The organism is Citrobacter sp. wls615, from assembly GCF_005281355.1.
GTDB classification, from domain to species: Bacteria; Pseudomonadota; Gammaproteobacteria; order Enterobacterales; family Enterobacteriaceae; genus Citrobacter; species Citrobacter werkmanii.
Genome location: NZ_SZXM01000067.1, coordinates 18,963 through 44,335, shown reverse-complemented (window position 1 = coordinate 44,335; position 25,373 = coordinate 18,963). Strand labels below are relative to the sequence as shown.

At 52.5% G+C, this 25,373-nt stretch carries 26 protein-coding genes and 1 pseudogene; 16 read left to right on the top strand and 11 right to left on the bottom strand.

The features are described from left to right. The first annotated feature begins 2 nt into the window (after positions 1-2). Entirely contained in the window at positions 3-293 is a 291-nt protein-coding gene (gene ilvN, locus FDX04_RS18700; RefSeq protein ID WP_003023914.1) for an acetolactate synthase small subunit, read from the top strand. 1 nt (position 294) lies between these two features. Here ilvN and FDX04_RS18695 read toward each other — a convergent pair whose 3' ends face one another. Next, the gene (locus FDX04_RS18695; RefSeq protein WP_137371327.1) at positions 295-1,080 is read right to left on the bottom strand and encodes a DeoR family transcriptional regulator; all 786 of its coding nucleotides are present in this window, start codon (positions 1,078-1,080) and stop codon (positions 295-297) included. Between the two features lie 324 nt (positions 1,081-1,404). On the opposite strand from FDX04_RS18695, the gene rbsK reads away from it, so the two are divergent. The 8 genes from rbsK to FDX04_RS18655 all read left to right on the top strand — a co-directional run bounded on the left by rbsK (position 1,405) and on the right by FDX04_RS18655 (position 10,361). Further along, positions 1,405-2,325: a ribokinase gene (gene rbsK / locus FDX04_RS18690; protein ID WP_042311479.1), complete on the top strand. Its 921-nt coding sequence runs from the start codon at positions 1,405-1,407 to the stop codon at positions 2,323-2,325. 27 nt (positions 2,326-2,352) lie between these two features. Beyond that, complete coding sequence (fucP, locus tag FDX04_RS18685) at positions 2,353-3,669, top strand: L-fucose:H+ symporter permease (RefSeq protein WP_137371326.1); 1,317 nt, start codon at positions 2,353-2,355, stop codon at positions 3,667-3,669. Positions 3,670-3,680: 11 nt separating this feature from the next. Further along, a complete protein-coding gene (locus tag FDX04_RS18680; protein ID WP_137361452.1) occupies positions 3,681-4,694 on the top strand; it encodes an aldose 1-epimerase family protein in 1,014 nt (337 codons plus the stop codon). 100 nt (positions 4,695-4,794) lie between these two features. Beyond that, positions 4,795-5,388 carry a transcriptional regulator UhpA gene (gene uhpA, locus FDX04_RS18675; protein WP_038635664.1) on the top strand — a complete coding sequence of 198 codons (594 nt, stop codon included), beginning with the start codon at positions 4,795-4,797 and terminating at the stop codon, positions 5,386-5,388. Beyond that, positions 5,385-6,887 carry a signal transduction histidine-protein kinase/phosphatase UhpB gene (gene uhpB / locus FDX04_RS18670; RefSeq protein ID WP_137361451.1) on the top strand — a complete coding sequence of 501 codons (1,503 nt, stop codon included), beginning with the start codon at positions 5,385-5,387 and terminating at the stop codon, positions 6,885-6,887. Before uhpA ends, uhpB begins: the two co-directional genes overlap by 4 nt. A gap of 9 nt (positions 6,888-6,896) precedes the next feature. After that, positions 6,897-8,225: an MFS transporter gene (locus FDX04_RS18665; RefSeq protein ID WP_137361450.1), complete on the top strand. Its 1,329-nt coding sequence runs from the start codon at positions 6,897-6,899 to the stop codon at positions 8,223-8,225. A 142-nt stretch (positions 8,226-8,367) separates the two neighbouring features. After that, on the top strand, positions 8,368-9,759 hold the full coding sequence (gene uhpT / locus FDX04_RS18660) for a hexose-6-phosphate:phosphate antiporter (protein WP_038635654.1): 1,392 nt from the start codon (positions 8,368-8,370) through the stop codon (positions 9,757-9,759). Positions 9,760-9,908: 149 nt separating this feature from the next. Next, entirely contained in the window at positions 9,909-10,361 is a 453-nt protein-coding gene (locus FDX04_RS18655) for a DUF1198 family protein (protein ID WP_137361447.1), read from the top strand. A 24-nt stretch (positions 10,362-10,385) separates the two neighbouring features. On the opposite strand, the gene FDX04_RS18650 is transcribed toward FDX04_RS18655, so the two are convergent. Together FDX04_RS18650 and FDX04_RS18645 are read right to left on the bottom strand one after the other, a co-directional pair. After that, positions 10,386-10,709, bottom strand: a complete 324-nt coding sequence (locus tag FDX04_RS18650; protein WP_087857246.1) for a DNA-binding transcriptional regulator — start codon at positions 10,707-10,709, stop codon at positions 10,386-10,388. Further along, positions 10,693-11,055: a type II toxin-antitoxin system RelE/ParE family toxin gene (locus tag FDX04_RS18645; protein WP_137361446.1), complete on the bottom strand. Its 363-nt coding sequence runs from the start codon at positions 11,053-11,055 to the stop codon at positions 10,693-10,695. The genes FDX04_RS18650 and FDX04_RS18645 overlap by 17 nt, the downstream gene beginning before the upstream one ends. 211 nt (positions 11,056-11,266) lie before the next feature. Between FDX04_RS18645 and nepI the strand changes: the two genes are divergently transcribed. After that, a complete protein-coding gene (gene nepI / locus FDX04_RS18640; RefSeq protein ID WP_137371325.1) occupies positions 11,267-12,451 on the top strand; it encodes a purine ribonucleoside efflux pump NepI in 1,185 nt (394 codons plus the stop codon). A 56-nt stretch (positions 12,452-12,507) separates the two neighbouring features. Here nepI and FDX04_RS18635 read toward each other — a convergent pair whose 3' ends face one another. Together FDX04_RS18635 and FDX04_RS18630 are read right to left on the bottom strand one after the other, a co-directional pair. Then, positions 12,508-13,890 carry a glycoside hydrolase family 1 protein gene (locus FDX04_RS18635; protein WP_079225791.1) on the bottom strand — a complete coding sequence of 461 codons (1,383 nt, stop codon included), beginning with the start codon at positions 13,888-13,890 and terminating at the stop codon, positions 12,508-12,510. A 93-nt stretch (positions 13,891-13,983) separates the two neighbouring features. Beyond that, complete coding sequence (locus FDX04_RS18630; protein WP_023183846.1) at positions 13,984-14,277, bottom strand: YicS family protein; 294 nt, start codon at positions 14,275-14,277, stop codon at positions 13,984-13,986. 129 nt (positions 14,278-14,406) lie between these two features. Between FDX04_RS18630 and FDX04_RS18625 the strand changes: the two genes are divergently transcribed. From FDX04_RS18625 to nlpA, 4 genes and pseudogenes are all read left to right on the top strand, one after another. Then, complete coding sequence (locus FDX04_RS18625; RefSeq protein WP_061380876.1) at positions 14,407-14,823, top strand: GNAT family N-acetyltransferase; 417 nt, start codon at positions 14,407-14,409, stop codon at positions 14,821-14,823. Positions 14,824-14,839: 16 nt separating this feature from the next. Beyond that, positions 14,840-15,166: pseudogene (locus FDX04_RS18620) on the top strand (transcriptional regulator); the annotation flags it as partial. Between the two features lie 187 nt (positions 15,167-15,353). Beyond that, positions 15,354-16,268: an Rpn family recombination-promoting nuclease/putative transposase gene (locus FDX04_RS18615; RefSeq protein ID WP_137361444.1), complete on the top strand. Its 915-nt coding sequence runs from the start codon at positions 15,354-15,356 to the stop codon at positions 16,266-16,268. A 124-nt stretch (positions 16,269-16,392) separates the two neighbouring features. Continuing rightward, entirely contained in the window at positions 16,393-17,211 is an 819-nt protein-coding gene (nlpA, locus tag FDX04_RS18610; protein ID WP_137371324.1) for a lipoprotein NlpA, read from the top strand. Between the two features lie 26 nt (positions 17,212-17,237). Here the strand turns inward: nlpA and FDX04_RS18605 are convergent, their stop codons facing one another. Both FDX04_RS18605 and FDX04_RS18600 read right to left on the bottom strand, forming a co-directional pair. Next, positions 17,238-18,140 carry a carboxylate/amino acid/amine transporter gene (locus tag FDX04_RS18605; protein ID WP_038635581.1) on the bottom strand — a complete coding sequence of 301 codons (903 nt, stop codon included), beginning with the start codon at positions 18,138-18,140 and terminating at the stop codon, positions 17,238-17,240. 25 nt (positions 18,141-18,165) lie between these two features. Continuing rightward, positions 18,166-19,110 (bottom strand): LysR substrate-binding domain-containing protein, encoded by a 945-nt coding sequence (locus tag FDX04_RS18600; RefSeq protein WP_137361442.1) that lies wholly within the window; start codon positions 19,108-19,110, stop codon positions 18,166-18,168. 147 nt (positions 19,111-19,257) lie between these two features. On the opposite strand from FDX04_RS18600, the gene FDX04_RS18595 reads away from it, so the two are divergent. After that, entirely contained in the window at positions 19,258-20,034 is a 777-nt protein-coding gene (locus FDX04_RS18595) for an SDR family NAD(P)-dependent oxidoreductase (RefSeq protein ID WP_137361441.1), read from the top strand. Positions 20,035-20,104: 70 nt separating this feature from the next. Here FDX04_RS18595 and FDX04_RS18590 read toward each other — a convergent pair whose 3' ends face one another. From FDX04_RS18590 to FDX04_RS18580, 3 genes are all read right to left on the bottom strand, one after another. Next, entirely contained in the window at positions 20,105-20,785 is a 681-nt protein-coding gene (locus tag FDX04_RS18590; protein WP_042311522.1) for a hydrolase, read from the bottom strand. A 501-nt stretch (positions 20,786-21,286) separates the two neighbouring features. Beyond that, entirely contained in the window at positions 21,287-21,592 is a 306-nt protein-coding gene (locus FDX04_RS18585; RefSeq protein WP_042311525.1) for a putative quinol monooxygenase, read from the bottom strand. Between the two features lies 1 nt (position 21,593). Next, positions 21,594-22,601, bottom strand: coding sequence for a zinc-binding alcohol dehydrogenase family protein (locus FDX04_RS18580; RefSeq protein WP_137361439.1), 1,008 nt, complete (start codon positions 22,599-22,601; stop codon positions 21,594-21,596). 104 nt (positions 22,602-22,705) lie between these two features. On the opposite strand from FDX04_RS18580, the gene FDX04_RS18575 reads away from it, so the two are divergent. Continuing rightward, positions 22,706-23,608: a LysR family transcriptional regulator gene (locus FDX04_RS18575; protein ID WP_137361438.1), complete on the top strand. Its 903-nt coding sequence runs from the start codon at positions 22,706-22,708 to the stop codon at positions 23,606-23,608. A 36-nt stretch (positions 23,609-23,644) separates the two neighbouring features. On the opposite strand, the gene FDX04_RS18570 is transcribed toward FDX04_RS18575, so the two are convergent. Next, a complete protein-coding gene (locus tag FDX04_RS18570) occupies positions 23,645-25,141 on the bottom strand; it encodes a C69 family dipeptidase (RefSeq protein WP_137371323.1) in 1,497 nt (498 codons plus the stop codon). Positions 25,142-25,373: the final 232 nt, after the last annotated feature.

Here is a 25,373-nt window from a genome sequence, read left to right as displayed (position 1 = left end):
CCATGCAACAGCAGACTCATGACAACGTAATCCTGGAACTCACCGTACGCAACCATCCGGGCGTAATGACCCACGTCTGCGGGCTGTTTGCCCGCCGCGCGTTCAACGTGGAAGGCATTCTCTGTCTACCGATTCAGGACAGCGATAAGAGCCGCATCTGGCTACTGGTCAACGACGATCAGCGTCTGGAGCAGATGATAAGCCAGATCGACAAACTGGAAGATGTGGTGAAAGTCGCCCGCAACCAATCCGACCCGTCGATGTTTAACAAAATCACCGTCTTCTTTGAGTGAGTTAGTTGCCGTCTGAATCCGGGGTGATCACTTTGACAGAGCCGTTCCGGCAGTGGGTTGCATAATCTGCCGGTAACGGACGGTCGCTTATCAGTACGTCAAAGGTGGAGAGTGGACCAATGCTGGCGGGGGCGACCTCATCGAACAGGGCGTGGCGCGTCAGCAGAATTTTGCGTAATCCGCGTTCCATCGCTTTGCGTTTTGTGGCCAGATCGTCCGGATTGAACCAGCTAACGCCGAAATGCTCATGGACTCCGCTGGCGGAGATAAAGACTTTTCGTGGGTTGAGTGCATCCAGCGGGGAGGGATTACTGGTGTCGTAAAAGGCGTCACTTTTCGCCCGGTAGGTCCCCCCGCAAAGAATCGCTGTGGCGTTGGGCTTTTCATTTAGCGCTACGAACACCCGGTGCGAGTAGCAAATCCCGGTAAAGGAAATATCGTCCGGGATCATGCTGACCACCAACGGCATTTCCGCACCATTATCAAAAAAGACCAGATCATTTTCACTTACCAGTCCCGCAGCCAGAATGGCAACCGGTAAATCGTCGCGGTGATGCTGTTTTTGCACGGGGAGTGGCGCGTTAACGATGGCAGCAGGTTTGTTCACCATCACAATGTAACCACCGAGCAGCGTGAGTGGTAACGGCTCGTCATCCTGACTGAGATCCCGACGAATAGTCATCACGGAAACTTCCAGCATTCGTGCCGCCTCTTTCAGATGGATTCGGTCGGTCTTCTTCAACAATTCCATCAGACGTCGAATACGTTCTTTTTGCTTAGTTTCCATGTGCTTCTCCACGAATCATGTTTCTATGTTCTTTCAGTAACATTTTTGTGTTTCTGAGAACATGGCATTGCCGCATTACTATACGTCTGACTATTCGGAAATAAAAGCGTGTTTTTTCACGTTTTATTGATTATATACAGTTAACTTTCAGTCAATTGTAAGCAACTTCATCATTTGTAGTGTGATGGGGCTGCAACATTTAGCGTAATAAATAAACAATAAAATGATCTTCCAATCGCGATCCTAGTCACAAATGATACTAAAGTAACATGATAATGTTATTTTAATATCATTGTTGTGTGATTGTTTCTGAGAGGTAGTAAAATGGATATCGCGGTTATTGGCTCCAACATGGTGGATCTCATCACCTACATCAACCAGATGCCCAAAGAAGGGGAAACGCTGGAAGCGCCGGCGTTCAAAATTGGCTGTGGGGGCAAAGGCGCAAATCAGGCCGTTGCGGCCGCTAAGCTCAATTCCAAAGTGCTGATGCTGACAAAAGTCGGTGATGATATTTTTGCGGATAACACTATTCGCAATCTCGAATCCTGGGGAATTAATACCACCTATGTCGAAAAGGTACCCTGCACCAGCAGCGGTGTCGCACCGATCTTTGTTAATGCCAACTCCAGCAACAGCATCCTGATTATTAAAGGAGCGAACAAATTTCTCTCCCCGGAAGATATCGATCGTGCGGCGGAAGATCTGAAAAAATGTCAGCTTATTGTCCTGCAACTGGAAGTGCAGCTGGAAACCGTTTATCACGCGATTGAATTTGGCAAAAAACACGGTATTGAAGTGTTACTAAATCCCGCCCCTGCATTACGGGAATTAGATATGTCTTATGCCTGTAAATGTGATTTTTTCGTGCCGAACGAAACCGAGCTGGAAATATTAACCGGTATGTCAGTAGATACCTATGACCATATTCGCGCAGCGGCACGTTCTCTGGTTGATAAAGGTCTGAACAATATTATTGTCACCATGGGTGAGAAAGGTGCGCTGTGGATGACGCGTGACCAGGAAGTCCATGTTCCGGCGTTTAAAGTGAACGCTATCGATACCAGTGGCGCAGGCGACGCTTTCATCGGTTGTTTTGCTCACTATTACGTTCAAAGCGGTGATGTGGAAGCCGCCATGAAAAAAGCCGCTCTCTTCGCTGCTTTCAGCGTTACCGGGAAAGGCACTCAATCATCTTATCCAAGCATCGAACAATTTAATGAGTTTCTTACCTTAAACGAATAATACTCCTGCACTGTAAAAGGTAGCACTATGAACGATAAAAACATCATTCAGATGCCTGACGGCTATTTGAATAAGACCCCTCTGTTCCAGTTTATTTTGTTATCCTGTTTATTCCCGTTATGGGGATGCGCAGCCGCATTAAATGATATTCTGATTACGCAATTCAAAAGCGTATTTTCACTCAGCAACTTTGCCTCGGCATTAGTTCAGAGTGCCTTTTATGGCGGTTATTTTTTAATTGCAATTCCGGCATCTCTGGTGATTAAAAAGACCAGTTATAAAGTCGCCATTTTAATGGGGCTGACCCTTTATATCGTTGGGTGTACGCTCTTTTTCCCGGCATCGCACATGGCCACCTACACCATGTTCCTTGCGGCGATTTTCGCGATTGCGATTGGTCTGAGCTTCCTGGAAACAGCGGCCAACACCTACAGCTCAATGATCGGCCCAAAAGCGTATGCCACTTTACGCCTGAACATCAGTCAAACTTTTTATCCTATTGGCGCGGCGGCTGGTATTCTGCTGGGTAAATATCTGGTCTTCTCTGAAGGCGAAAGCCTGGAAAAACAGATGGCCGGGATGAACGCCGAGCAGATCCATAACTTTAAAGTGTTGATGCTGGAAAATACTCTTGAGCCATATAAGTACATGATTATGGTGCTGGTTGTGGTGATGGTGTTATTCCTGCTGACCCGCTTCCCGACCTGTAAAGTTGCGCAAACCACGAGTCGTAAACGCCCGTCCGCGATGGATACACTGCGTTATCTGGCCAGCAATGCCCGTTTCCGTCGTGGAATTGTGGCGCAATTTCTTTATGTGGGGATGCAGGTCGCGGTGTGGTCATTTACCATCCGTCTGGCACTGGAATTAGGTGATATCAACGAGCGCGACGCCTCAACCTTCATGGTCTATAGCTTCGCCTGCTTCTTTATCGGCAAGTTTATCGCCAACATTTTGATGACGCGCTTCAATCCGGAAAAAGTGCTGATTCTCTATTCCATCATTGGTGCCCTGTTCCTCGTCTATGTTGCACTGGCGCCAAGCTTCAGCGCTGTGTATGTCGCAGTGCTGGTGAGTGTCCTGTTTGGACCCTGCTGGGCGACAATCTATGCTGGTACGCTTGATACCGTGGATAACGAACATACCGAAATGGCAGGTGCCGTCATTGTTATGGCGATTGTCGGCGCGGCGGTGGTTCCGGCGATTCAGGGCTATGTGGCTGATATGTTCCATTCATTACAACTTTCGTTCCTGGTTTCCATGCTCTGTTTCGTGTACGTCGGCATCTACTTCTGGCGTGAAAGTAAAGTGCGCAACAACCTGGCTGAAGCGACAGTTTCCTGAGGAGAGCGATCATGACAACACGTATAACGCTGTGGCGAGAACTCTTTGCAGAGCATCCGCGAATCTTACTGAAGAATAGCGATTTCACGGTTACCGCATTTCGTTACGCCAGCGGAGTGGAAGGGCTGAAGGTAGAAAACAGTCGTGGACATCTGGTTATTCTGCCCTGGATGGGGCAGATGATCTGGGATGCTCAGTTTGATGGCCATGACCTGACCATGCGTAACATGTTCAGTCAGCCGAAACCGGCGGCGGAAGTGGTGGCGACCTACGGTTGTTTTGCCTTCCACTCAGGTCTGTTGGCTAATGGCTGCCCATCACCAGAAGATTCACATCCTTTGCACGGTGAAATGGCTTGTGCCGCGATGGATGAAGCCTGGCTGGAGCTGGAGGGTGATAATTTGCGCGTGGGTGGACGCTATGAGTATGTGATGGGGTTCGGCCATCATTATCAGGCGCATCCTGCGGTGGTAATGCACAAAGCGAGCGCGCTGTTTGATATTCAGATGGCGGTTACCAACCTCGCTTCAGTGGCAATGCCGTTGCAGTACATGTGCCATATGAACTATGCCTACGTACCGGAAGCCTCCTTCAGCCAGAATATTCCGGATGAGGCCATGAAGCTGCGTGAGTCGATACCCGCGCATGTTAAGCCGACTGAGCAATGGCTGGCGTTTAATCAGCGGATTGTGCAGGGCGAGGCTTCTCTGGCGCGGCTCAATGAACCGCATTTTTACGATCCGGAAATTGTCTTCTTTGCTGACCAACTGGACAGGTACACAGATAAGCCGGAATTTAGCATGATCGCACCTGATGGCACCACGTTCGTTACACGCTTCTCCAGCGCGGAGCTGAATTATGTGACGCGATGGATCCTGTATAACGGCGATCAACAGGTTGCGGCATTCGCCTTGCCTGCAACCTGTCGACCCGAAGGATTCCTGGCGGCACAACGCAATGGCACCTTGATTGAAATAGAACCGCAGCACACCCGGATATTTACCGTCACGACAGGCATAGCCTGATCGCTCAAGGCTTGAACACCAAAGCGCTTATCGTTAAGGTAAGCGCTTTTGCCGGATGGCGCTACGCTTATCAGGCATGCCTTAGCGCCAGGACAAACCCATGATCACCATCGCCCTTATCGACGACCACACTATCGTCCGCTCCGGCTTTGCCCAACTGCTGGGGCTGGAAGCTGATTTGCAGGTTGTGGCGGAATTTGGCTCCGGGCGCGAGGCGCTGGCCGGTTTACCGGGGCGCGGCGTGCAGGTGTGTATTTGCGATATCTCTATGCCCGATATCTCGGGCCTGGAGCTACTCAGCCAACTGCCAAAAGGGATGGCGATTATCATGCTCTCCGTCCACGACAGCCCGGCACTGGTCGAGCAGGCGCTCAACGCAGGCGCGCGTGGCTTTCTTTCAAAACGCTGCAGCCCGGATGAACTGATTGCCGCCGTGCATACCGTGGCGACCGGCGGTTGCTATTTGACGCCGGACATCGCCGTCAAGCTGGCGGCCGGGCGTCAGGATCCGTTGACAAAACGCGAGCGTCAGGTGGCGGAGAAGCTGGCACAGGGGATGGCGGTGAAAGAGATTGCTGCCGAGCTGGGGTTGTCGCCGAAAACGGTGCACGTTCATCGCGCCAACCTGATGGAAAAGCTGAACGTCAGCAACGATGTTGAGCTGGCGCGCCGGATGTTTGACGGCTGGCAATGAACGCACTTTTCTCCCGGTTAATTACCGTTGTTGCCTGTTTCTTTATCTTTTCCGCCGCGTGGTTTTGCCTGTGGAGCATCAGCCTGCACCTGGTTGAGCGCCCGGAACTGGCGGTACTGCTGTTTCCGTTCGGCCTGCGTCTGGGATTAATGCTGCAATGCCCGCGCAGCTACTGGCCGGTGCTGCTGGGCGCGGAGTGGCTGCTGATGTACTGGCTGGCGCAGGAGGTGGCGCTGGCCCATTTGCCACTTTTGATGATCGGAAGTGCCCTCACGCTACTCCCGGTGATGCTGATTTCGCGATACCGCCATCAACGCGACTGGCGCACGTTGCTGTTGCAGGGCGCAGCGCTGACGGCGGCGGCGCTGCTGCAATCGCTGCCGTGGCTGGGGCAGGGCGAGGAAGCGTGGAATGCGCTGCTACTGACCCTGACCGGCGGATTAACGCTGGCGCCGATCTGCCTGGTGTTTTGGCACTATCTGACCAGCACCACCTGGCTGCCGCTCGGCCCGGCGCTGGTGTCGCAGCCGGTGAACTGGCGCGGGCGACACCTGGTATGGTATCTGCTGTTATTCACCGTCAGCCTGTGGCTACAGCTCGGTTTGCCCGCTGAGCTGTCGCGCTTTACGCCGTTTTGTCTCGCTTTACCGATTATTGCGCTCGCCTGGCACTACGGCTGGCAAGGCGCGCTGATTGCGACGTTGATGAACGCCATCGCGCTGATTGCCAGCCAGACCTGGCACGATCACCCGGTCGATTTACTGCTCTCGCTGCTGGCGCAAAGCCTGACCGGCCTGCTGCTTGGCGCGGGTATTCAGCGCCTGCGTGAGCTTAACCAGTCGCTGCAAAACGAGCTGGCGCGCAATCATCGGCTGGCGGAACGTCTGCTTGAAACCGAAGAGAGCGTGCGCCGCGACGTCGCGCGCGAGCTGCACGACGATATCGGCCAGACCATCACCGCCATTCGCACTCAGGCGGGTATCGTACAGCGCCTGGCTCCAGAGAACCCGGGCGTTAAGCAAAGCGGGGCGCACATTGAACAGCTTTCGCTGGGCGTGTATGACGCCGTACGCCGTCTGCTGGGGCGTTTACGTCCGCGCCAGTTGGACGATCTCACCCTGGAGCAAGCCATTCGTTCGCTGATGCGTGAAATGGAGCTGGAAAGCCGCGGTATCGTCAGCCACCTTGACTGGCGAATTGATGAGTCATTGCTGAGCGAAAGCCAGCGCGTGACGCTGTTTCGCGTCTGTCAGGAAGGGCTGAACAACATTGTGAAGCACGCCAATGCCAGCGCGGTGACACTCCAGGGCTGGCAGCAGGATGAGCGGCTGATGCTGGTCATTGAGGACGACGGCAGCGGCTTGCCGCCGGGGTCGAACCCACAAGGTTTTGGTCTCACCGGGATGCGCGAGCGGGTGACGGCGCTCGGTGGTTCACTCACGATATCCTGCATGCACGGCACGCGCGTCAGCGTGTCGCTGCCCCAGCGCTACGCCTAAGGAACGGCCATGTTTCAGTTTTTAAAAGCTCCGGCCAGCGCGCCGCTTATCACCGACAAGCAGGAAGTGGACGCCCGCTACCGTTACTGGCGGCGGCATATTTTGCTGACTATCTGGCTCGGCTACGCGCTGTTTTATTTCACGCGCAAAAGCTTTAACGCCGCGGTGCCGGAAATTATCACCAGCGGTGTGCTGACCCGCAGCGATATTGGCCTGCTGGCGACGCTGTTTTACATCACCTACGGGCTGTCGAAATTTGTCTCCGGTATTGTTAGCGATCGCTCCAACGCCCGCTATTTTATGGGCATTGGGCTAATCGCCACCGGCGTGGTTAACATCCTGTTCGGCTTCTCAACTTCGGTCTGGGCCTTTGCCGTACTGTGGGCGCTGAACGCCTTCTTCCAGGGCTGGGGCGCGCCGGTGTGCGCCCGCCTGCTCACCGCGTGGTATTCGCGCAACGAGCGCGGCGGCTGGTGGGCAATCTGGAATACCGCGCACAACGTCGGCGGCGCGCTGATTCCGATCGTCATGGCGGCGGCGGCGCTGCATTACGGCTGGCGCGCCGGGATGATGATTGCCGGTACGCTGGCGATCGTGGTGGGCGTTTTTCTTTGCTGGCGGCTGCGCGACAGGCCGCAGGCGATTGGTCTGCCGCCGATTGGCGACTGGCGGCACGATGAATTGGAAATTGCCCAACAGCAGGAGGGCGCGGGGTTAACTCGTAAAGAGATCCTCACCAAATATGTGTTGCTTAATCCATATATTTGGCTGTTGTCGCTGTGCTATGTGCTGGTGTACGTGGTGCGCGCGGCGATCAACGACTGGGGCAATCTGTATATGTCGGAGACACTCGGCGTCGATTTGGTCACTGCCAATACCGCCGTGACCATGTTCGAGCTGGGCGGCTTCATCGGCGCGTTGGTCGCGGGTTGGGGCTCGGACAAGCTGTTTAACGGCAACCGCGGGCCGATGAACCTGATTTTCGCCGCCGGGATTTTGCTCTCCGTGGGCTCGCTATGGCTGATGCCGTTTGCCAGCTACGTGATGCAGGCGGCGTGCTTCTTCACCACCGGCTTCTTCGTCTTTGGCCCGCAGATGCTGATCGGCATGGCGGCGGCAGAGTGCTCGCACAAGGAGGCGGCGGGCGCAGCGACCGGCTTTGTCGGCCTGTTTGCTTATCTGGGGGCCTCGCTCTCGGGTTGGCCGCTGGCGAAGGTGATGGAAGTGTGGCACTGGAGCGGATTCTTTGTGGTGATCGCCATTGCGGCCGGCATCTCAGCACTGCTGTTGCTGCCGTTCTTAAACGCCCAGGCGCCGCGCGACCTCAGCGAAGCGTGATGCACCTCACCTTTTTGCCCCGAGTGGCGTAAAACTAAGAAATTTTCCCGGTTTCACCTGGACGCTGTCTCAGGCGTGTCCCCTGGCTGATTTTTACAATGCCTGCCATTCGCAGGTAAAAAAATCAGCTCGGGAGTGTCAAATGCTGGCCTTTCTCAACCAGGTGCGCAAGCCGACCCTGGATCTGCCGCTCGATGTGCGGCGCAAAATGTGGTTCAAACCGTTCATGCAGTCCTATCTGGTGGTTTTTATCGGCTACCTGACCATGTACTTGATCCGCAAAAACTTCAACATCGCGCAGAACGACATGATCTCCACCTACGGGCTGAGCATGACGCAGCTGGGGATGATTGGCCTGGGATTCTCCATCACCTACGGTGTGGGTAAAACCGTGGTTTCCTACTACGCGGACGGCAAAAATACCAAGCAGTTCCTGCCGTTTATGCTGATCCTTTCCGCCATCTGTATGCTCGGCTTCAGCGCCAGCATGGGCGCGGGGTCAACCAGCCTGTTCCTGATGATCGCCTTCTACGCGCTGAGCGGTTTCTTCCAGAGCACCGGCGGCTCGTGCAGCTATTCCACCATCACCAAGTGGACGCCGCGCCGTAAGCGCGGTTCCTACCTCGGCATGTGGAATATCTCCCACAACCTCGGCGGCGCGGGGGCGGCGGGCGTAGCGCTGTTCGGCGCGAATTACCTGTTCGACGGCCACGTCATCGGTATGTTTATCTTCCCGTCGATTATTGCCCTGATTGTCGGTTTTATCGGCCTGCGCTACGGCAGCGACTCCCCGGAATCTTATGGCCTCGGTAAAGCCGAAGAGCTGTTCGGCGAGGAGATCAGCGAAGAGGACAAAGAGACCGAAGAAAATGAGATGACCAAATGGCAGATCTTTGTTGAGTACGTGCTGAAAAACAAAGTGATCTGGCTGCTATGTTTCTCTAACATCTTCCTGTACGTGGTGCGTATCGGTATCGACCAGTGGTCCACCGTCTACGCCTTCCAGGAGCTGAAGCTCTCCAAAGAAGTGGCGATTCAGGGTTTTACCCTGTTTGAAGTGGGCGCGCTGGTCGGCACGCTGCTGTGGGGCTGGCTCTCTGATCTGGCGAACGGTCGTCGCGCGCTGGTGGCTTGCGTGGCGCTGGCACTCATCATCGCCACGCTGGGTGTTTACCAGCATGCCAGCAACCAGTACGTCTATCTGGCGTCGCTGTTTGCCCTCGGCTTCCTGGTGTTCGGTCCGCAGCTGTTAATCGGCGTGGCCGCCGTCGGATTTGTACCGAAAAAAGCGATCGGCGCGGCCGATGGCATTAAAGGCACCTTCGCCTACCTGATTGGCGACAGCTTCGCCAAGCTGGGTCTCGGGATGATCGCCGACGGCACACCGATTTTCGGCCTCACCGGCTGGGCAGGCACCTTTGCCGCGCTGGATACCGCCGCCATTGGCTGTATCTGCCTGATGGCCATCGTGGCCGTGTTTGAAGAACGTAAAATTCGCCGCGAGAAAAAGATTCAACAATTGAAAGTTGCTTGAGTTAAGTGTGCATTGGTAACCTTTGCCCGCCATAATGGCGGGCTTTTTTATTCCTCGTAACCCGTCCTGAACGGCGTTAACACGTTCAGTCATCGACAGAGGTGAATTTGCCGCTATGATGGGCGTCCTGTCTGGTAATGGATGTTCGCATGATTTGGATAATGCTGGCCACGTTGGTGGTTGTTTTTGTAGTGGGTTTTCGGGTGCTGACGTCTGGATCACGACGGGCCATTCGCCGTCTGAGCGAGCGACTGAATATTGATGTGGTACCGGTAGAATCGATGATTGATCAGATGGGAAAAGTACAGGGTGAGGCGTTTTTACAGTACCTGCACCGCCCTGAGGAATCGCATCTGCAAAATGCCGCCCAGGTATTGTTAATCTGGCAAATCGTCATTGTCGACGGTAGTGAGCAGAACCTGCTGCAGTGGCACCGCCTGCTACAAAAATCTCGCCTGGCCGCCCCGATCACCGACGCGCAGGTGCGCCTGGCGCTCGGGTTTCTACGTGAAATGGATCCGGATATGCAGGAGCTTAACGCGTTCCAGATGCGCTATAACGCCTTTTTCCAACCTGAAGATGGCGTGCACTGGCTGCACTGATAGTGATGCCTGCGCTTATCAGGCCTACGCCAGAACTTGTAATCCGTGCTTTTGAACGACGCTGAGCAGCTTAAGAGACATTCCACTCGGCCGCTTGGCACCGCTCTCCCATTTTTGCACTGTCGACACGCTGGTATTGAGGTAATGTGCAAAAACCGGTTGGCTCACGTTAAATTTTTCGCGGAGCGCTTTGATTTCTCGAGGCTGAAGATCGATGACGCGGCTCAAACACGCTTTGTCGAAATTACGCATGGTTTCCTGCGGGATCGCCTCGACGCTAAACAAGCCGGTTGCCGCACTATGGATAGCTTCAAAGGCCGGGCTTTTGAAATCATTTTTTTCGGTCATTGCAATAGACCTCTACTAGTTCTTTATTTTTCAATAAAATAATAATTTTTTCATCTGTAAGTTTGGCGAAATGCTTCGCCAATTCTCGAAATCCTATCAATTCGCTGTGACTAACATTTGCCATATCCTGTTTGGCATAGAGAAACGTGTAGAACCAATGGTCACCTCCTTTCGCCAGAATGATCGCTCGATCGCGATTCTGGTTCAGGCGTTTCTTATAAACTCCGCCGCCGAGATCCTCCACTTTTCCCTGCAAAGCAGCTGCAATGGCTTTGCACAATTCATTATCTTTTATCGTGTGGGATTTGGCTTCCCTGGCGAACCATTTAGTCTTGAAAACACGCATCGGAGACATCCTGTAACCGTAAGTATAGCACTTAGTGTTATATTATGAGATTCAAGATCCTGTTAAAGCGTTAGTGGAATGGAAATTTTGCTTATGCGAGCTGACTCGAAGGTCGTAATGCAAATAACAAGGTTGTCAAAACGTTAAATACGTCACACTTTTAATGTTACAATGCGTAACTTTTCTACAATAACCCCACGCAGGTAACAAAATGAGTGACGCTGTTGAACAAAAGTCCCGCGCTGAGGTAAATACCCGGCCAAACTGGTCGGCGGTATTCGCCGTGGCGTTTTGTGTTGCCTGCCTGATAACCGTTGAGTTTCTGCCTGTTAGTCTGCTTACGCCGATGGCGCAGGAGCTGGGCATTTCGGAAGGCGTTGCCGGACAATCAGTGACCGTGACGGCGTTTGTCGCCATGTTTGCCAGCCTGTTTGTGACGCAAATTATCCAGGCGACCGATCGTCGCTACGTGGTGGTCCTGTTTTCGATTCTGCTGACGCTTTCCTGCCTGCTGGTTTCATTTGCTAACTCTTTTACGCTACTGCTGATCGGTCGTGCCTGTCTGGGACTGGCGCTCGGCGGGTTCTGGGCGATGTCAGCGTCGCTGACTATGCGTCTGGTTCCCGCGCGTACGGTGCCGAAAGCGCTGTCGGTGATCTTTGGCGCGGTGTCCATCGCGCTGGTGATTGCCGCGCCGTTGGGAAGCTTTTTGGGCGGCATCATCGGCTGGCGCAACGTGTTTAACGCGGCGGCGGTAATGGGGGTGTTGTGTACCATCTGGGTGGTGAGAGCGCTGCCTTCGCTGCCGGGTGAACCTTCGCATCAGAAGCAAAACATGTTCAGCCTGCTGCAGCGCCCCGGAGTAATGGCCGGGATGATTGCCATCTTCATGTCCTTTGCCGGGCAGTTCGCCTTCTTTACCTATATTCGCCCTGTCTATATGAATCTGGCGGGCTTTGATGTTGATGGCCTGACGCTGGTGCTGTTGAGTTTTGGTATCGCCAGCTTTGTCGGGACGTCGTTCTCTTCGGTGATTCTGAAGCGCTCGGTCAAACTGGCCCTGGCCGGTGCGCCGCTGGTGCTGGCGCTCAGCGCGCTGGTCCTGATTTTGTGGGGTAGCGATAAAGTGGTTGCCGCGGGCATTGCAATAATCTGGGGGCTGGCGTTTGCGTTGGTACCGGTCGGTTGGTCGACGTGGATCACCCGCTCACTTGCCGATCAGGCAGAAAAAGCCGGATCCGTCCAGGTAGCCGTGATCCAGCTTGCCAATACCTGCGGGGCTGCGGTGGGAGGCTACGCGCTTGATAACCTCGGACTGCTGTCGCCCCTGATGCTCTCGGGCAGCCTGATGCTGCTGACAGCGCTTCTGGTTACGATGAAGGTCAGGATTCAGTGAAAACAGTTGCCGGATGGTGCATCGTTTTCAGTCAACACTGTCATCCGGCAACTTAATCAATCAAAACCATTATTTTCGGCGGTATGGGCAAACCATTCGCCGCTCTTTTTCACCGTGCGTTTTTGCGTTTCTAAATCCAGCTGGACAAAACCGTAGCGGTTTTTATAGCCGTTGAGCCATGACCAGTTATCAATAAAGGTCCACATATGGTAGCCAAGACAATGACAGCCTTCGCTAATGCCTTTATGTAGCCATTTCAGATGCTCAGCAACAAATTCGATACGGTAGCTGTCGTTAACTTGTCCTTCCTGAATAAAGCGCTGTTCGTTTTCAACACCCATACCGTTTTCTGAAATAAAGCAGCGTGGGTTACCGTAATTATCGCGAAGATTGGTAATAATATCGTAAATACCCGGCTCATAAATTTCCCAGCCGCGGTAAGGGTTCATTTTACGTCCCGGCATTTCGTAGTAATCAAACAGCCACTCCGGCATAAACGGCGCATTCGGATTGACTGCCGTATCGCGACATTTCACACGACGCGGCTGGTAATAGTTAATCCCCAGCAGGTCGATTTTGCCGTCGGCGATCAACTGCGCATCGCCTGGCTGGCAGGCCGGAAGCTGATCGTACTCTTTCAGCAATGCCACCAGATCCGCCGGATATTCCCCTTTCAGTACCGGGTCGAGGAAGCTGCGATTAAACAGCAGGTCCGCATGGTGCGCGGCTTTGACATCTGCCGGATGCTGCGAGCGCGGATACGAAGGCGTCAGGTTTAATACCACGCCAATTTCACCGTCATGGTTTGCATCACGATACGCCCGCACCGCCGTCGCATGCGCCAGCACGGTATGGTACGCCACGGTGGCCGCACGTTTGAAATCCACCACGTTAGGGTAATGGAAGTCATACAAATAACCACCTTCTACCGGAACAATCGGCTCGTTGAAGGTGAACCAGTGCTTAACACGGTTGCCGAACAATTTGAAACACGTCTGTGCGTAGCGGCCAAACGCCTCGACCACTTCACGGTTTTCCCAGCCGCCTTTTTCCTGCATCACCATCGGCATGTCGAAGTGGAACAGGGTGATAAATGGCTTTATGCCTTGCGCCAGCAGCTCGTCGATGACGTTATTATAGAAATCGACGGCCTCAGGATTAACCTCACCGGTGCCGTCCGGGATCAGGCGTGACCAGCTCAGAGATGTACGGAAGCTGTTGTGTTTCAGCTGTTTGAGCAGTGCGATGTCCTGTTTCCAGTGCTGATAAAAGCCTGAGGTGTTCGCCGGGCCAACCCCCTGATGGAAACGACCTGGCTGACGGTCGAACCACACATCCCACGTGGTCTGGCTTTTACCGCCGTTCAGGCTATCTCCTTCGGTTTGTAGCGCCGAGCAGGCACTGCCCCACCAGAAGTTTTCAGGAAAACGGTATCGCATATTGTTGCTCCATTGCTATTTATCTGTTCTGGCAACAATACGTGTTTTTACGATACAGAAACCGGTTACAGTGCTCATTTTACAACATAATGGCTATAAATCAGGGCATTCCACTTTGCCAAGCGCTTCCCAGTAGTTGTTCTGATTGTTTCTTTGTATTGCCAGAATGGCTTCGCGAATGTGCTGTTGATTGCGCGTATCAGCCATAATTGTTTTTTCCCACACCTCATCTGACGGCGACCCTTGCGGGGTGCAAATCTTACGTAAGTCATTCAGCACGGTATTTTTTTCGTGTACAGCCTGCAGACCGCCATACGCTGAGTCGGCTTGCGCCAGAGCGGGTAGCGTTAAAAGGACGGCAATAATCGGAAAAATGGCTCGTTTCATGATAATAATCCTTGTTGTCTATGCGCATCATCTCAAGAGTAAGTGTAGACGGCATACGACTCACTCATCAGCCTGTGTTAATACCTAAAACTAAATCAGCCAGACGTTGTAGTTTTTCAGGAGGATAGGATGCAAATACAGATTACCGATACGATTACCGAAGACGATCAAAACGCGCTGCTGAGCGGATTGCGTGCGTACAATCGCCAGTTTCTCAGAACCACCAATTTTGGCGACCTGGCAGTGTACTGGCGCGATGAGCACAATGAAATTCTGGGCGGGTTGATCGGCAAAATTAAAGGGGAATGGCTGTGCATTGAGTTTTTATGGATGCATGATTCGCTGCGTAAAGGCGGTTACGGCACAAAATTGATGCAGGCGGCGGAACAAACCGCGCGTGAGAGAGGGTGTCTGCATGCGCTGGTGGATACGATGAGTTTCCAGGCGCTGCCGTTTTATCAGAAAAACGGCTATCAGCTGCAAATGACCCTCGATAACTTCCCGGAAACCGGTGCCGCGCGCCATTATTTGTCGAAAACGTTTTGATGACCGGAAGGTCTGGATGCCGCGAGGACTGAATCTTGCCCAACTGGCGCAGGAAACGGTGTTCACAGCGGAGGCCATCGGCTTTAATCTTGGGCTGGCGCGTAACTCGGTCAGTAAAGATCTAAATCAGCTCTGGAATGACGGTCTGGCGATTAAAAGTCGCGGACGTCCGGTATTCTTTCTGCATCGTCAGGCAATCGAAACGCTGTTGGGACGCCAACTGGATGAGTCCGAACGAGAAGTGCAAACCGTTGCCGATCTGTTGCCTGTTCAGGAAGACCAGGCGACAGACGATCCCTTTTTCGGCCTGATTGGTTACGATCGCAGCCTGCGCGATGCGGTGTAAAGATGCCCGGTAAGCGTTAGGTTTCACCGGGCATTTTTGCGAACACCATTCCCGGAAAATGAATACATTGCAAAAGTATGTATTTATTCGCCAAAGCGCCTCGCAGATGAAGAGTTTCCCTGATGTTGGTTGCGCTGCTGGCGAGTAAGGTTCCGTCATCTTGTTCTTTTGGTGACGGATCGCCATGAAAAAACCTACAACTTCTACCCCGCATGATGCAGTTTTTAAAAAGTTCTTAAGCCATCCAGAAACGGCGAGGGATTTTCTTGATACCTATCTTCCAGCGTCATTACGTGAATTTTGCGATCTGAACACACTGAAGCTGGAATCCGGGAGTTTTATTGAAGAAGACCTGCGTGCCAGCTATTCCGATGTACTGTGGTCACTAAAAACAAGGACTGGAAAAGGCTATATCTATGCGTTGATTGAACACCAGAGTTCGCCGGATGCGCATATGGCGTTCCGGATGATGCGTTATGCTATTGCCGCAATGCAGAGCCATCTTGATGCCGGAAACAAAACGCTGCCGCTAGTGGTGCCGATACTTTTTTATCATGGCGTTGCTAGCCCGTACCCTTTTTCACTATGCTGGCTGGATGAGTTTGACGATTCAGAAACTGCGCGGCAGCTTTATGGCGCGGCTTTCCCGCTGGTAGACATCACGGTGGTATCTGATGACGAGATTATGCAGCATCGGCGCATGGCGCTACTGGAACTTGTCCAAAAGCATATACGTGAGCGCGATTTGATGGTGCTGGTCGATAAACTGGTTGCCCTGCTGATTAAGGGACACGCTAATGACAGTCAGGTAGAAACGCTATTTAATTACCTGGTACAGTCCGGCAGCGCACCGCGCTTTGAAGCGTTTATTCGTGAGGTTGCCAGGCGCGTTCCTCAACACAAGGAGAGATTAATGACGATTGCAGAATGCTTACGTGAGTCGGGGCGAAGAACAGGATTGCTGGAAGGCAAACTCGAAGGCAAAAAGGATGAAGCGTTGCGGATCGCCCATGCCATGCTTGAGAAGGGCATCGATCGTGAACTGGTGCTGATGATTACCGGGCTTTCCATCGATGAGCTCACGGCACACTCCGACTAATTATCCTTTTTTCCATTATGCTTTTTTCTTCTTGCTGATGCTTTTTCGTTTTTTAAACCGCAGCGGCCTTCCCGCTATAGTCATTTCATTACTCATCAGGCGGTTATTTCAAAAGGATAAAAACGTGAAACTGAAAATACCTCATTTTGCAGCCGGGACGGTGGTATTACTGGCGGGATTATTGCTGGCAGGGTGCGATCAGCCGAGCAATGACGCGAAACATATCAAAGTGGGCGTCATTAACGGCGCAGAGCAGGACGTGGCGGAGGTCGCGAAGAAAGTAGCCAAAGAGAAATACGGCCTGGACGTTGAGCTGGTGGGCTTCAGTGGCTCATTATTACCCAACGATGCCACTAATCATGGTGAACTGGATGCCAACGTCTTCCAGCATCGTCCGTTCCTCGAACAGGATAATAAAGCGCATAACTACAAGCTGGTGGCGGTGGGCAATACCTTTGTTTTCCCGATGGCCGGTTATTCGAAGAAAATCAAAACTATAGCGGAACTGAAAGACGGCGCAACGATTGCAATACCTAACGATCCGACCAACCTTGGGCGGGCGCTGTTGTTGCTGCAAAAAGAAAAGTTAATCACCCTGAGAGCGGGGACAGGTCTATTGCCTACGGCGCTGGATATTACTGATAATCCACGGCATCTGAATATCATGGAACTGGAAGGCGCACAGCTACCACGTGTACTGGACGATCAGAAAGTAGATGTGGCGATTATCAGTACCACTTATATCCAACAAACCGGACTTTCTCCGGTGCATGACAGCGTATTTATCGAAGATAAGAACTCACCGTATGTGAATATTCTGGTGGCGCGAGAAGACAACAAAGATGCCGAAAATGTGAAAGTATTCCTGCAATCTTATCAATCACCGGAAGTAGCAAAAGCGGCGGAAACCATCTTCAACGGCGGCGCGGTTCCGGGCTGGTAATTAACCCCTTGCCGCGCCGGTTGGGATTAAACCGCTCTGGCGCGGCGACGTGAGTCCATTGAGATCAGCACTACCGATGAGAGGATCAGCATCGTGCCCAGCCAGTCAGGCAGGGTGAACGTAATACCTAACAGCAGCAGAGACAGCAACGCGCTGCTCAGCGGTTCCGCGCAGCTCAAAATGCTCGCTTTCGGGCCGCCAATCATCTGCGCACCTTTCAGGTAAAGGCTAAACGTGAGTGACGTACCGATGACCACGAGATAGAAAAACGCCAGAATCAAACTACCATTGACGACAAAGTTGGTTCCCTGCCCGGCATAAAACGGCAGCAGGATCATCCCGCCAATTAACATACTCCAGCCAACAACCGGCAGCGTACCGTAGCGCGCGATAAGCGTTGAAGGGTAGGTGGTATAAAACGCGGCGGCAAATGCGGAGGCAATTCCCCAGAACAGCGCGGCAGGTGAAATAGACAGCGACGTCGGGTTACCGTGGGTGACCAACAGGAACGTGCCAATGAGCGAGGTCAGGATCGCGGTTAGCACCAAAATACCCGGTCGCGCTTTACGTACAACGGAAAACCACGCCACGATAATGGTCGGTGATAAAAATTGCAGTACCGTCGCGGTGGCGGCGTTAGATTTTTCGATGGTTAACAGAAAGGTCAACTGTACGGTAAGCGCGCCTACCACGGAGAAAATCAGCAGGCTAATCGCGTCTTTGCGGTTTTTGATAATGGAGAATACTTTGTCGCCGTGAACGAAAGAGAGCATCAGCAGAATAAGTCCGGCGAAAATCAGACGCGTCATGGTCAGGAACTGAGATGACATCTGACTTTGCTCCATGATGTACTGTGCACAAACGCCCGAACTTCCCCACAATACGGCGGCAATCAGGACGTTCATCATCCCTCTTCTGGTGGAACCCATCTTTCCCTCGGCATGTTGTTTTGTTTTATTTGTGTGCAGGCATCATAGCAGAGTTAGCCGCGATTTCTGCCAGCACATCCGCAATCAGCCAGTCATTAAAGACTTTCACCTCCGGACGCATTACCGCGTGTTGCGGCGTGACGATGTAGTATGACCACGTCAGTGGCCAACGGGTGTCGGGGTGAAGTTGCACCAGTTGTCCGTCGGTAAGTAACTGCTGAACCAGCGCCCGGCGAACGATAGCCACCCCCTGACCGCTGATTGCCGCCAGGATCACCGCAGAGGTGGAGTTGATGTGCAGTCCACTGTCGCGGACGGTCGGGGCATGGGTAGCGTTCAAGACATCATCCCAGGCAGGAAAATGAGCACCGGGGTGGGGAGTGTCGTCGTGAATCAGCTTTTGCGCGGCCAGCCATTCCCCGCAGGCGATTTTATCTACCGGTACCATTCTTGGGCTGCAGACCAGAACGGCTTCTTCATCCATTAACCAGGTTTTGTTGACGCCGGGCCAGTCACCTTGGCCGCAGCGTACGCCCAGATCGGCTTCGCCGTGGGCGACATCCATCAGCTTTTCCGTCACATTCAAACGTAATTCGATGTTTTCATGCGTTTGTGAGAAACGATTGAGACGACTCATCAACCAGTTCATGACCAGGACCTGCGACGCGGTAATAATTACCACTGAGCGTGCCCGACGGCCGCGCAGCTTGTTGAGTCCGGATTCCAGGTTATCCAGTCCCAGAGTGATGTCGCGTAATGCGTCCTGTGCTTCGCTGACCAGCGTGAGGCGTTCTTTGCCCGTGCGGGTGCGATGTAACAGTGGATGGCCTACCCAATCTTCCAGCGCACGCACCAGTTGCCCAACGGCTGCAGGCGTCACGCCCAGTTCCTGCGCCGCGCCGGTGAAGCTGCCATGACGGGCGGTGGCTTCAAAAGCGTGTAACCATTTTAGCCGATTGAGTGAACGCATCTGCTGTTTTCCATTCTTGTTAACTGTTTTCAGTATACGCCAACGAGATAGATTTTCTTTCTTGAGATGCTATTTCTTCTCAGTCGTCAACCTCTGAAACGAGTGGCATCTTTAGCGCATCAACGGATTCTTTAAACGAGGTTAACGATGAGCGCATTATTTGCCGGAAAGAAATTGTTAGTAGTGGGTGGGACCAGTGGGATGGGGTTCGAAACGGCGAAACTGATCCTTCAGGGCAGCGGTAGCGTGGTGCTGGTAGGCAACCGCGCCGACAAAGCAGAGCAAGCGCGTCAAACTCTGGCGACGTTGGGTGATGTCGCGGTGATTGTTGCGGATTTGATGTCGGAAGCCGGAACGCAGCAGGTGATGGCCAGGTTGAATGCTGATCATAAAGACATCAACCTGTTAGTGAATGCGGCTGGTGTGTTTTTCCCGAAACCTTTTACTGAACATGAAGTTGAAGATTATGAGCTATATATGAGCCTCAATCGGGCGACGTTTTTCATTACCCGCGAGGTGGTGCGCAATATGTTGGCAGACAATATTAACGGCGCCATCGTGAATATTGGTTCAATGTGGGCGCAACAAGCGGTGGGCGCGACGCCTTCATCGGCCTATTCGATGGCCAAAGCAGGTCTGCATGCGTTAACCAAAAATCTGGCTATTGAGCTGGGCGCGCATGGGATTCGCGTGAACGCTGTTTCGCCAGCGGTCGTGCATACACCCATCTATGAAGGATTTATCCCGAAAGAAGATTTACAAGGTGTGATGAGCAGCTTTGACAGTTTCCACCCAATCGGTCGGGTTGGTATGCCGCTTGACGTTGCCGAAACCGTCGCGTTCCTGCTGTCAGACAAGGCAGGTTGGGTGACTGGCGCTGTCTGGGATGTCGATGGGGGAGTTATGGCCGGGCGTAATGCCTGACAGGGGCTGATGCTGCGCATGACAAAACGCCTGCTTATACGAAACAGGCGTTTGTGCACGATCGGAAAAATTAAGTGCGCTGAGAGTCCAGCAGCTCGTTATTTTTCACAACATCCTGGGCTTTGGTATAGCTTTCAATCAGTAACTGATAAGCCGGGAAGATTTTGGTATAGACTTCAGCCCATTCTGCTGCGTCTTCCCGATTCCAGGTTTTCTGCAGTTCGGACGCAACCGCGGCAGTATCCATCGGCACGACGCCAGCCTGTACGACGCGGGCCATGGTGATCTCCTGCGCCATTTTGCTGTAAGTACCGGAAGCATCGATGACGGCAAAGACTTTATAGCCTTCTGCTACCGCGCTGATGGCCGGGAATGCCATGCATACACTGGTGATGGTACCAGCAATAATCAGCGTCTTACGGCCTGTCGCTTTTACCGCCGCAACAAACTCTTTGTTATCCCAGGCGTTAATTTCACCTTTGCGTGCGACATAATGTGCGTGAGGTGCGTTCTCATGAATTTCCGGAATAAGCGGACCGTTTGGCCCCTGCGGCACAGAGGCGGTGGTAATCACCGGCATTTTGCATAAGGTGGCGATTTTTGCCAGAGCCGTAGCTCTTGCACGCAGTTCAGTCATTGGCATATCGCCAACGGTCTGGAACAGGCCGCTTTGATGATCGATAAGCAACATAACTGCGTCATTGACATCAATCACTGGGCGTTGGCCATTAAAATTAGCGGGTGTAGACATGATCCATTCCTTGTTGTTGCTTTTTGCAGGTTATCTAACCTGCAGTAAAGTCTATAATCGCCTGGGCGATATCCATTTTTGCTCTACAGCTAATTAACCATTATTGACATCATCATGGTTAATTTCAGGGGGAGGCTAAAGCTATCTTTATCAGAACAGCCTTAGTGAACTAATTTCCTCCGACCCTATGAAAATAACAATGCCTGTTATTATGAAATTATATTTCTGCATTCATATTATTTTATGGTGTGTGTTGGAAGTAAGAGGGGTAGATATCGGTGGGTATTTCTGACTGATTTGTTTTTATACGGTTATTATTATTGTGAAATAAAATGAATATTAACGATATATCTTCAATGTCAATTTTGTGACTAATGCCACGGTTTTCTTGAGAGTAATGATCATGTCTATTTTATTTACTAAGTCATTATTGAATTAAGTAAATTCTCAGATTGATATTTATTGTGCTCCTCCGAACAGCAGAGGAGCACGGTATTAATATTACGGCTCAATCGGCGTCAGATAATCCAGTCGTAGCGGCTCGGCCAGTAGATCGTTCATTTGCAATACAAACGACTGGAAATGCGGCAGGGCGATATGTTCGTCCAGGCCAGCCTGACCGCGCCAGGATTCACGCACATAAAATACATCTGGCGTGTCGCGTAACTGGAACAGCGCATACTCAATATTGCCCTCCTCCCGGCGCGTGGGCAGTAAGAGAGCCTGTAGCGCCTGTTTCAGGGCATCTATTTTCCCTGGTTTGGCTTTCAGTACTGCAATAATTGAAATCACTTCTGCATCAGACATGTTAAAACCCCTCCAACACAATCTTGCCGACCGAGCGACCCGTTTCAATTTGCGCGTGAGCTTTTTGCAGATTCGCCGCCGTGATCGCGCCAAAATGTTCACCCAGCGTGGTATGGATAGTGTGGTCGTCGATCAACTGGGCCACGCGGGTCAATAGCTGATGCTGGGCAATGATGTCGTGGGTGGTAAACATCGAACGGGTAAACATAAACTCCCAGTGCAGCGAAATGCTTTTGGCCTTCAGCGGACGCGCATCAAGGGTTTGCGGATCGTCAATCAGCGCCAGTTTCCCCTGTGGAGCGAGGGCAGCAATAATTTGCGAGTAGTGCTGTTCGGTATTGTTCAGGCTGGCAACGTGCGTCACCTCTTTAATACCTATCCGTGCCAGCTCTTCCGTCAACGGCTTGCTGTGGTCAATCACATGATGAGCGCCCGCTTCACGTACCCATTTCTGGCTTTCCGCACGTGATGCGGTACCAATGACGGTCATTTTGGTCAGCTTACTGGCCAGTTGCGTCAGAATAGAACCCACGCCGCCAGCCGCGCCGACAATCAGTAACACATCGCCTTCGTTGCCGTTTTCCTCAATGCCCAGGCGGTCGAACAGCATTTCCCAGGCGGTGATGGCGGTCAGCGGTAGCGCTGCCGCAGAGGCGTTATCCAGCGATCGCGGCTTCAGCGCGGTGATTCGTTCATCAACCAGCTGAAATTGACTGTTACTGCCATCTCGGCCCAGCGCTCCGGCGTACCAGACTTCATCGCCAGGTGCGAACAGGGTGACGGCTTCGCCCACGGACTGCACCACACCAACGGCGTCCCAGCCCAGTACGCGCGGCACATCGGCGTTAAAACCTTCGCGGACCTTGGTATCAACGGGGTTGACGGAAATGGCTTTCACTTCAACCAGCAGATCATGTCCGCTGGCGACCGGCATAGGCAGATCAATCTCTTGTAAAAATTCAATGTTATTGCCGTCGGTCGCGGCACGGGTAATGGCGATGGCTTTCATATTCTCTCCGGTCACAGGAATCAGTTGAATAATTCGATGGTAAACCGGCAGCAGAACGGGAAAAATAGCCCTACAGCGACAGGACTTATACTCGGGGAGTGAAAATGTTCCGGCTTGAAGATCTCACGTTGTTTGTCCGCGCCGCGGCGCTGAATAGTTTTAGCGATGCGGCACGCGAAGCCGGCGTTCAGCCTGCTCAGGTCAGTTCTGCTATCAAGCGTCTGGAGTCTACGTTGACTATCCGCCTGTTCGCTCGCTCCACGCGCAGCCTGCGCCTGACGCCGGAAGGCGAGATTTGGTTGCCCTATGCCCGCCAGATGCTGGACGTGATGCATGCCGGGCTGCAAAAAATTCAGACCCCGGAAGATGAAGTTTCTGGCACGCTGCAAATCGCGGTTCCTTCCGATCTTGGGCGGAATTTGCTGCTGCCGGTCTTTCAATCTTTTCGACGCCGCTATCCTGCGCTGCGTTTGCGGATCTTTTTCTCCGATCAGGTGACGGATGTTTTTAAAGATCCTGTCGACGTCGCATTTCGTTATGGCAATACCGAAGATGCGTCATACATTGCGCTGCCCGTTGCGCCGGGTAACCGACGCGTGCTGGTGGCATCCCCGGATTGGGTTTTACAAAACGGAGCGCCGAAAACCCCGGAAGATTTAGCGCAGCTGAACGCCATGACCTTTGTCTTACGTGGACGCCTGCACGACCGCTGGGCCTTTACACGCGGCGGCGAGGTCAGCAGCGTGCAGGTTAACGGCACGATTATGAGCGATGATGCCGAAGTGATCCGGCGGCTGGCGATTGCGGGTGAGGGGATTGCCTACAAGTCGTGGCTGGATGTTAGCGAGGATGTACGCGAAGGGCGATTGCAGCTGCTGATGACGGATTATCAGGGGGAGAAAGTCCCGCTGAATATGATTTGCCCGCATCGTAAGCAGCTTTCTACGGCAGTACGCTTGCTGCATGACGCCGTGAAGGCGCGATGTGAGATGCTGGCGCAGAGCTAAGATACGCTTTGCGCCAGTACATTACTGTGGTGTGACTTAGTCTTTTTTCGCTGCGTTAGCAAAGAAAATATCAGACTGAATGTCTTTGGTGCGGATGGTAAACAGCTGATTAGTGAGATCTTCCGTTAACTTCTCTGCATCAGCCATGATGCGCAGGTTGAAGTCATTCAGCATTTTATCTGCGGCAGGTTTATTGCTTTTCGCCATCTTCAGATATTCTGCTTCGACCTCTTTTTGCTCCTTCGCTACTTTATCTTCCCACGCTTTGTAGGCCTTTTTGACGATTGGCGCGAGCTTCGGATAATCGGTCATCGTCAGCGTCTGCAATTTACGATATTTCCAGTAGATGGATTGATCGTCAGCCTTATCTGTACCCATTGTATAGTTGGCCGGATATGCTTTCAGGCCGCTGTAGTACGGAACAAAGGCGGTGAGATCGGCCATACCCAGACCAATGTAGGTTGTTTCACCGATCTCTTTTGGCAGCCACGGACGCACCTGCATAACGTGTGCTTCATAGGTACGGAAGACGCTGACCGGACGCCACGGCTCTTTACCGTTCAGGCCGTTGGTGTACGGGTCATGGCTGGTGCCTTCATAGTGGCTACGCAGCACGGCTTTCACATCGTCCAGCGTCATTTTCTTCTCTGGCTTCATGAAGACCGGGAATTCACGTCCTTTGGCCATATCCTGATTTACGGAAGGATTGAACTCTTTCTGGATGGTCCAGACGCGAGGATCGTTGTACGTACGGTCACGCTCGTCATCACGGGTATAAGCTTTAGAGAAGTTGAATTTGCCGTCTTTCGCCGGGTCGTACAGGCCTTTTTCCGTTGCGAATTGAATCAGATTTTTTGACGCCATCATGTCCGGGTTTTTAGGATCGTAATCCTGTAGGCGGCCCTGATTACCGGTGGCGAAATATTGGTTATTGGGCAGGCGCTGCGCCATCCACTGGTGGCCGCTGCCGGTTTCCAGGTACCAAATTTCGTTATCGTCGACGACGGCAACGCCAAATCCTTCACCAGCACCGACGGTTTCAACAATATGTCCCAGCAGCGCAACGGCCTCACGTGCGGTTTTGCTCTGCGACAGCAGAACATCCGGGATATCGTCTTCAGTGATCCCTTTATCCTCAACGTACGGGTCGGCGGCCAACGCTTTTGGTGAAGCAAAAATAGACTCTGTCCCACTCACGCCGACGCCCAGTTCGTTAAATCCGGTTGCGCCATGCAGTTGAGTTTTCCAGTTTGGGACGGTGGTATAACGCAGAGAGTTTTTCGGCAGTGGCCAGGTAAAATCATTCGCGCCATTATGTGCTTTGGTGCTGTATACCCCGGTCTGATTCTGTTTTGCCGAATGAATGACAAAATGCTGTGCTTTCAGGGCATCGCTGTCTGCGCTACGGGCGACCAACATGGAGCCGTCCGCTGATGCTTCATTGCCGACCAGCAGGGTCGTACAAGCAAAACCTGATGAAACAACCGCCAAATTTATTGAAAGTGCAATCAGGCACTTTTTAAAAGTAAACATTACGTATCCCTCATATGTACGCCAAAAATACACCGGAAACATACCGTTTCCTGAAATGCGATAACGCCTGAACGCTCAGACATTACTCGCGAGAGAGATAAACGTCCCTGCCCACGTCTTCTCCAAATATTCATTCGTAGATTGAAGTCTTCTGGACAAAATAACATGTCCATTTCGCTTAATTATTACGCAACGAATATCCTGATATTCAGGATGTTTCCTGATTCGCGGT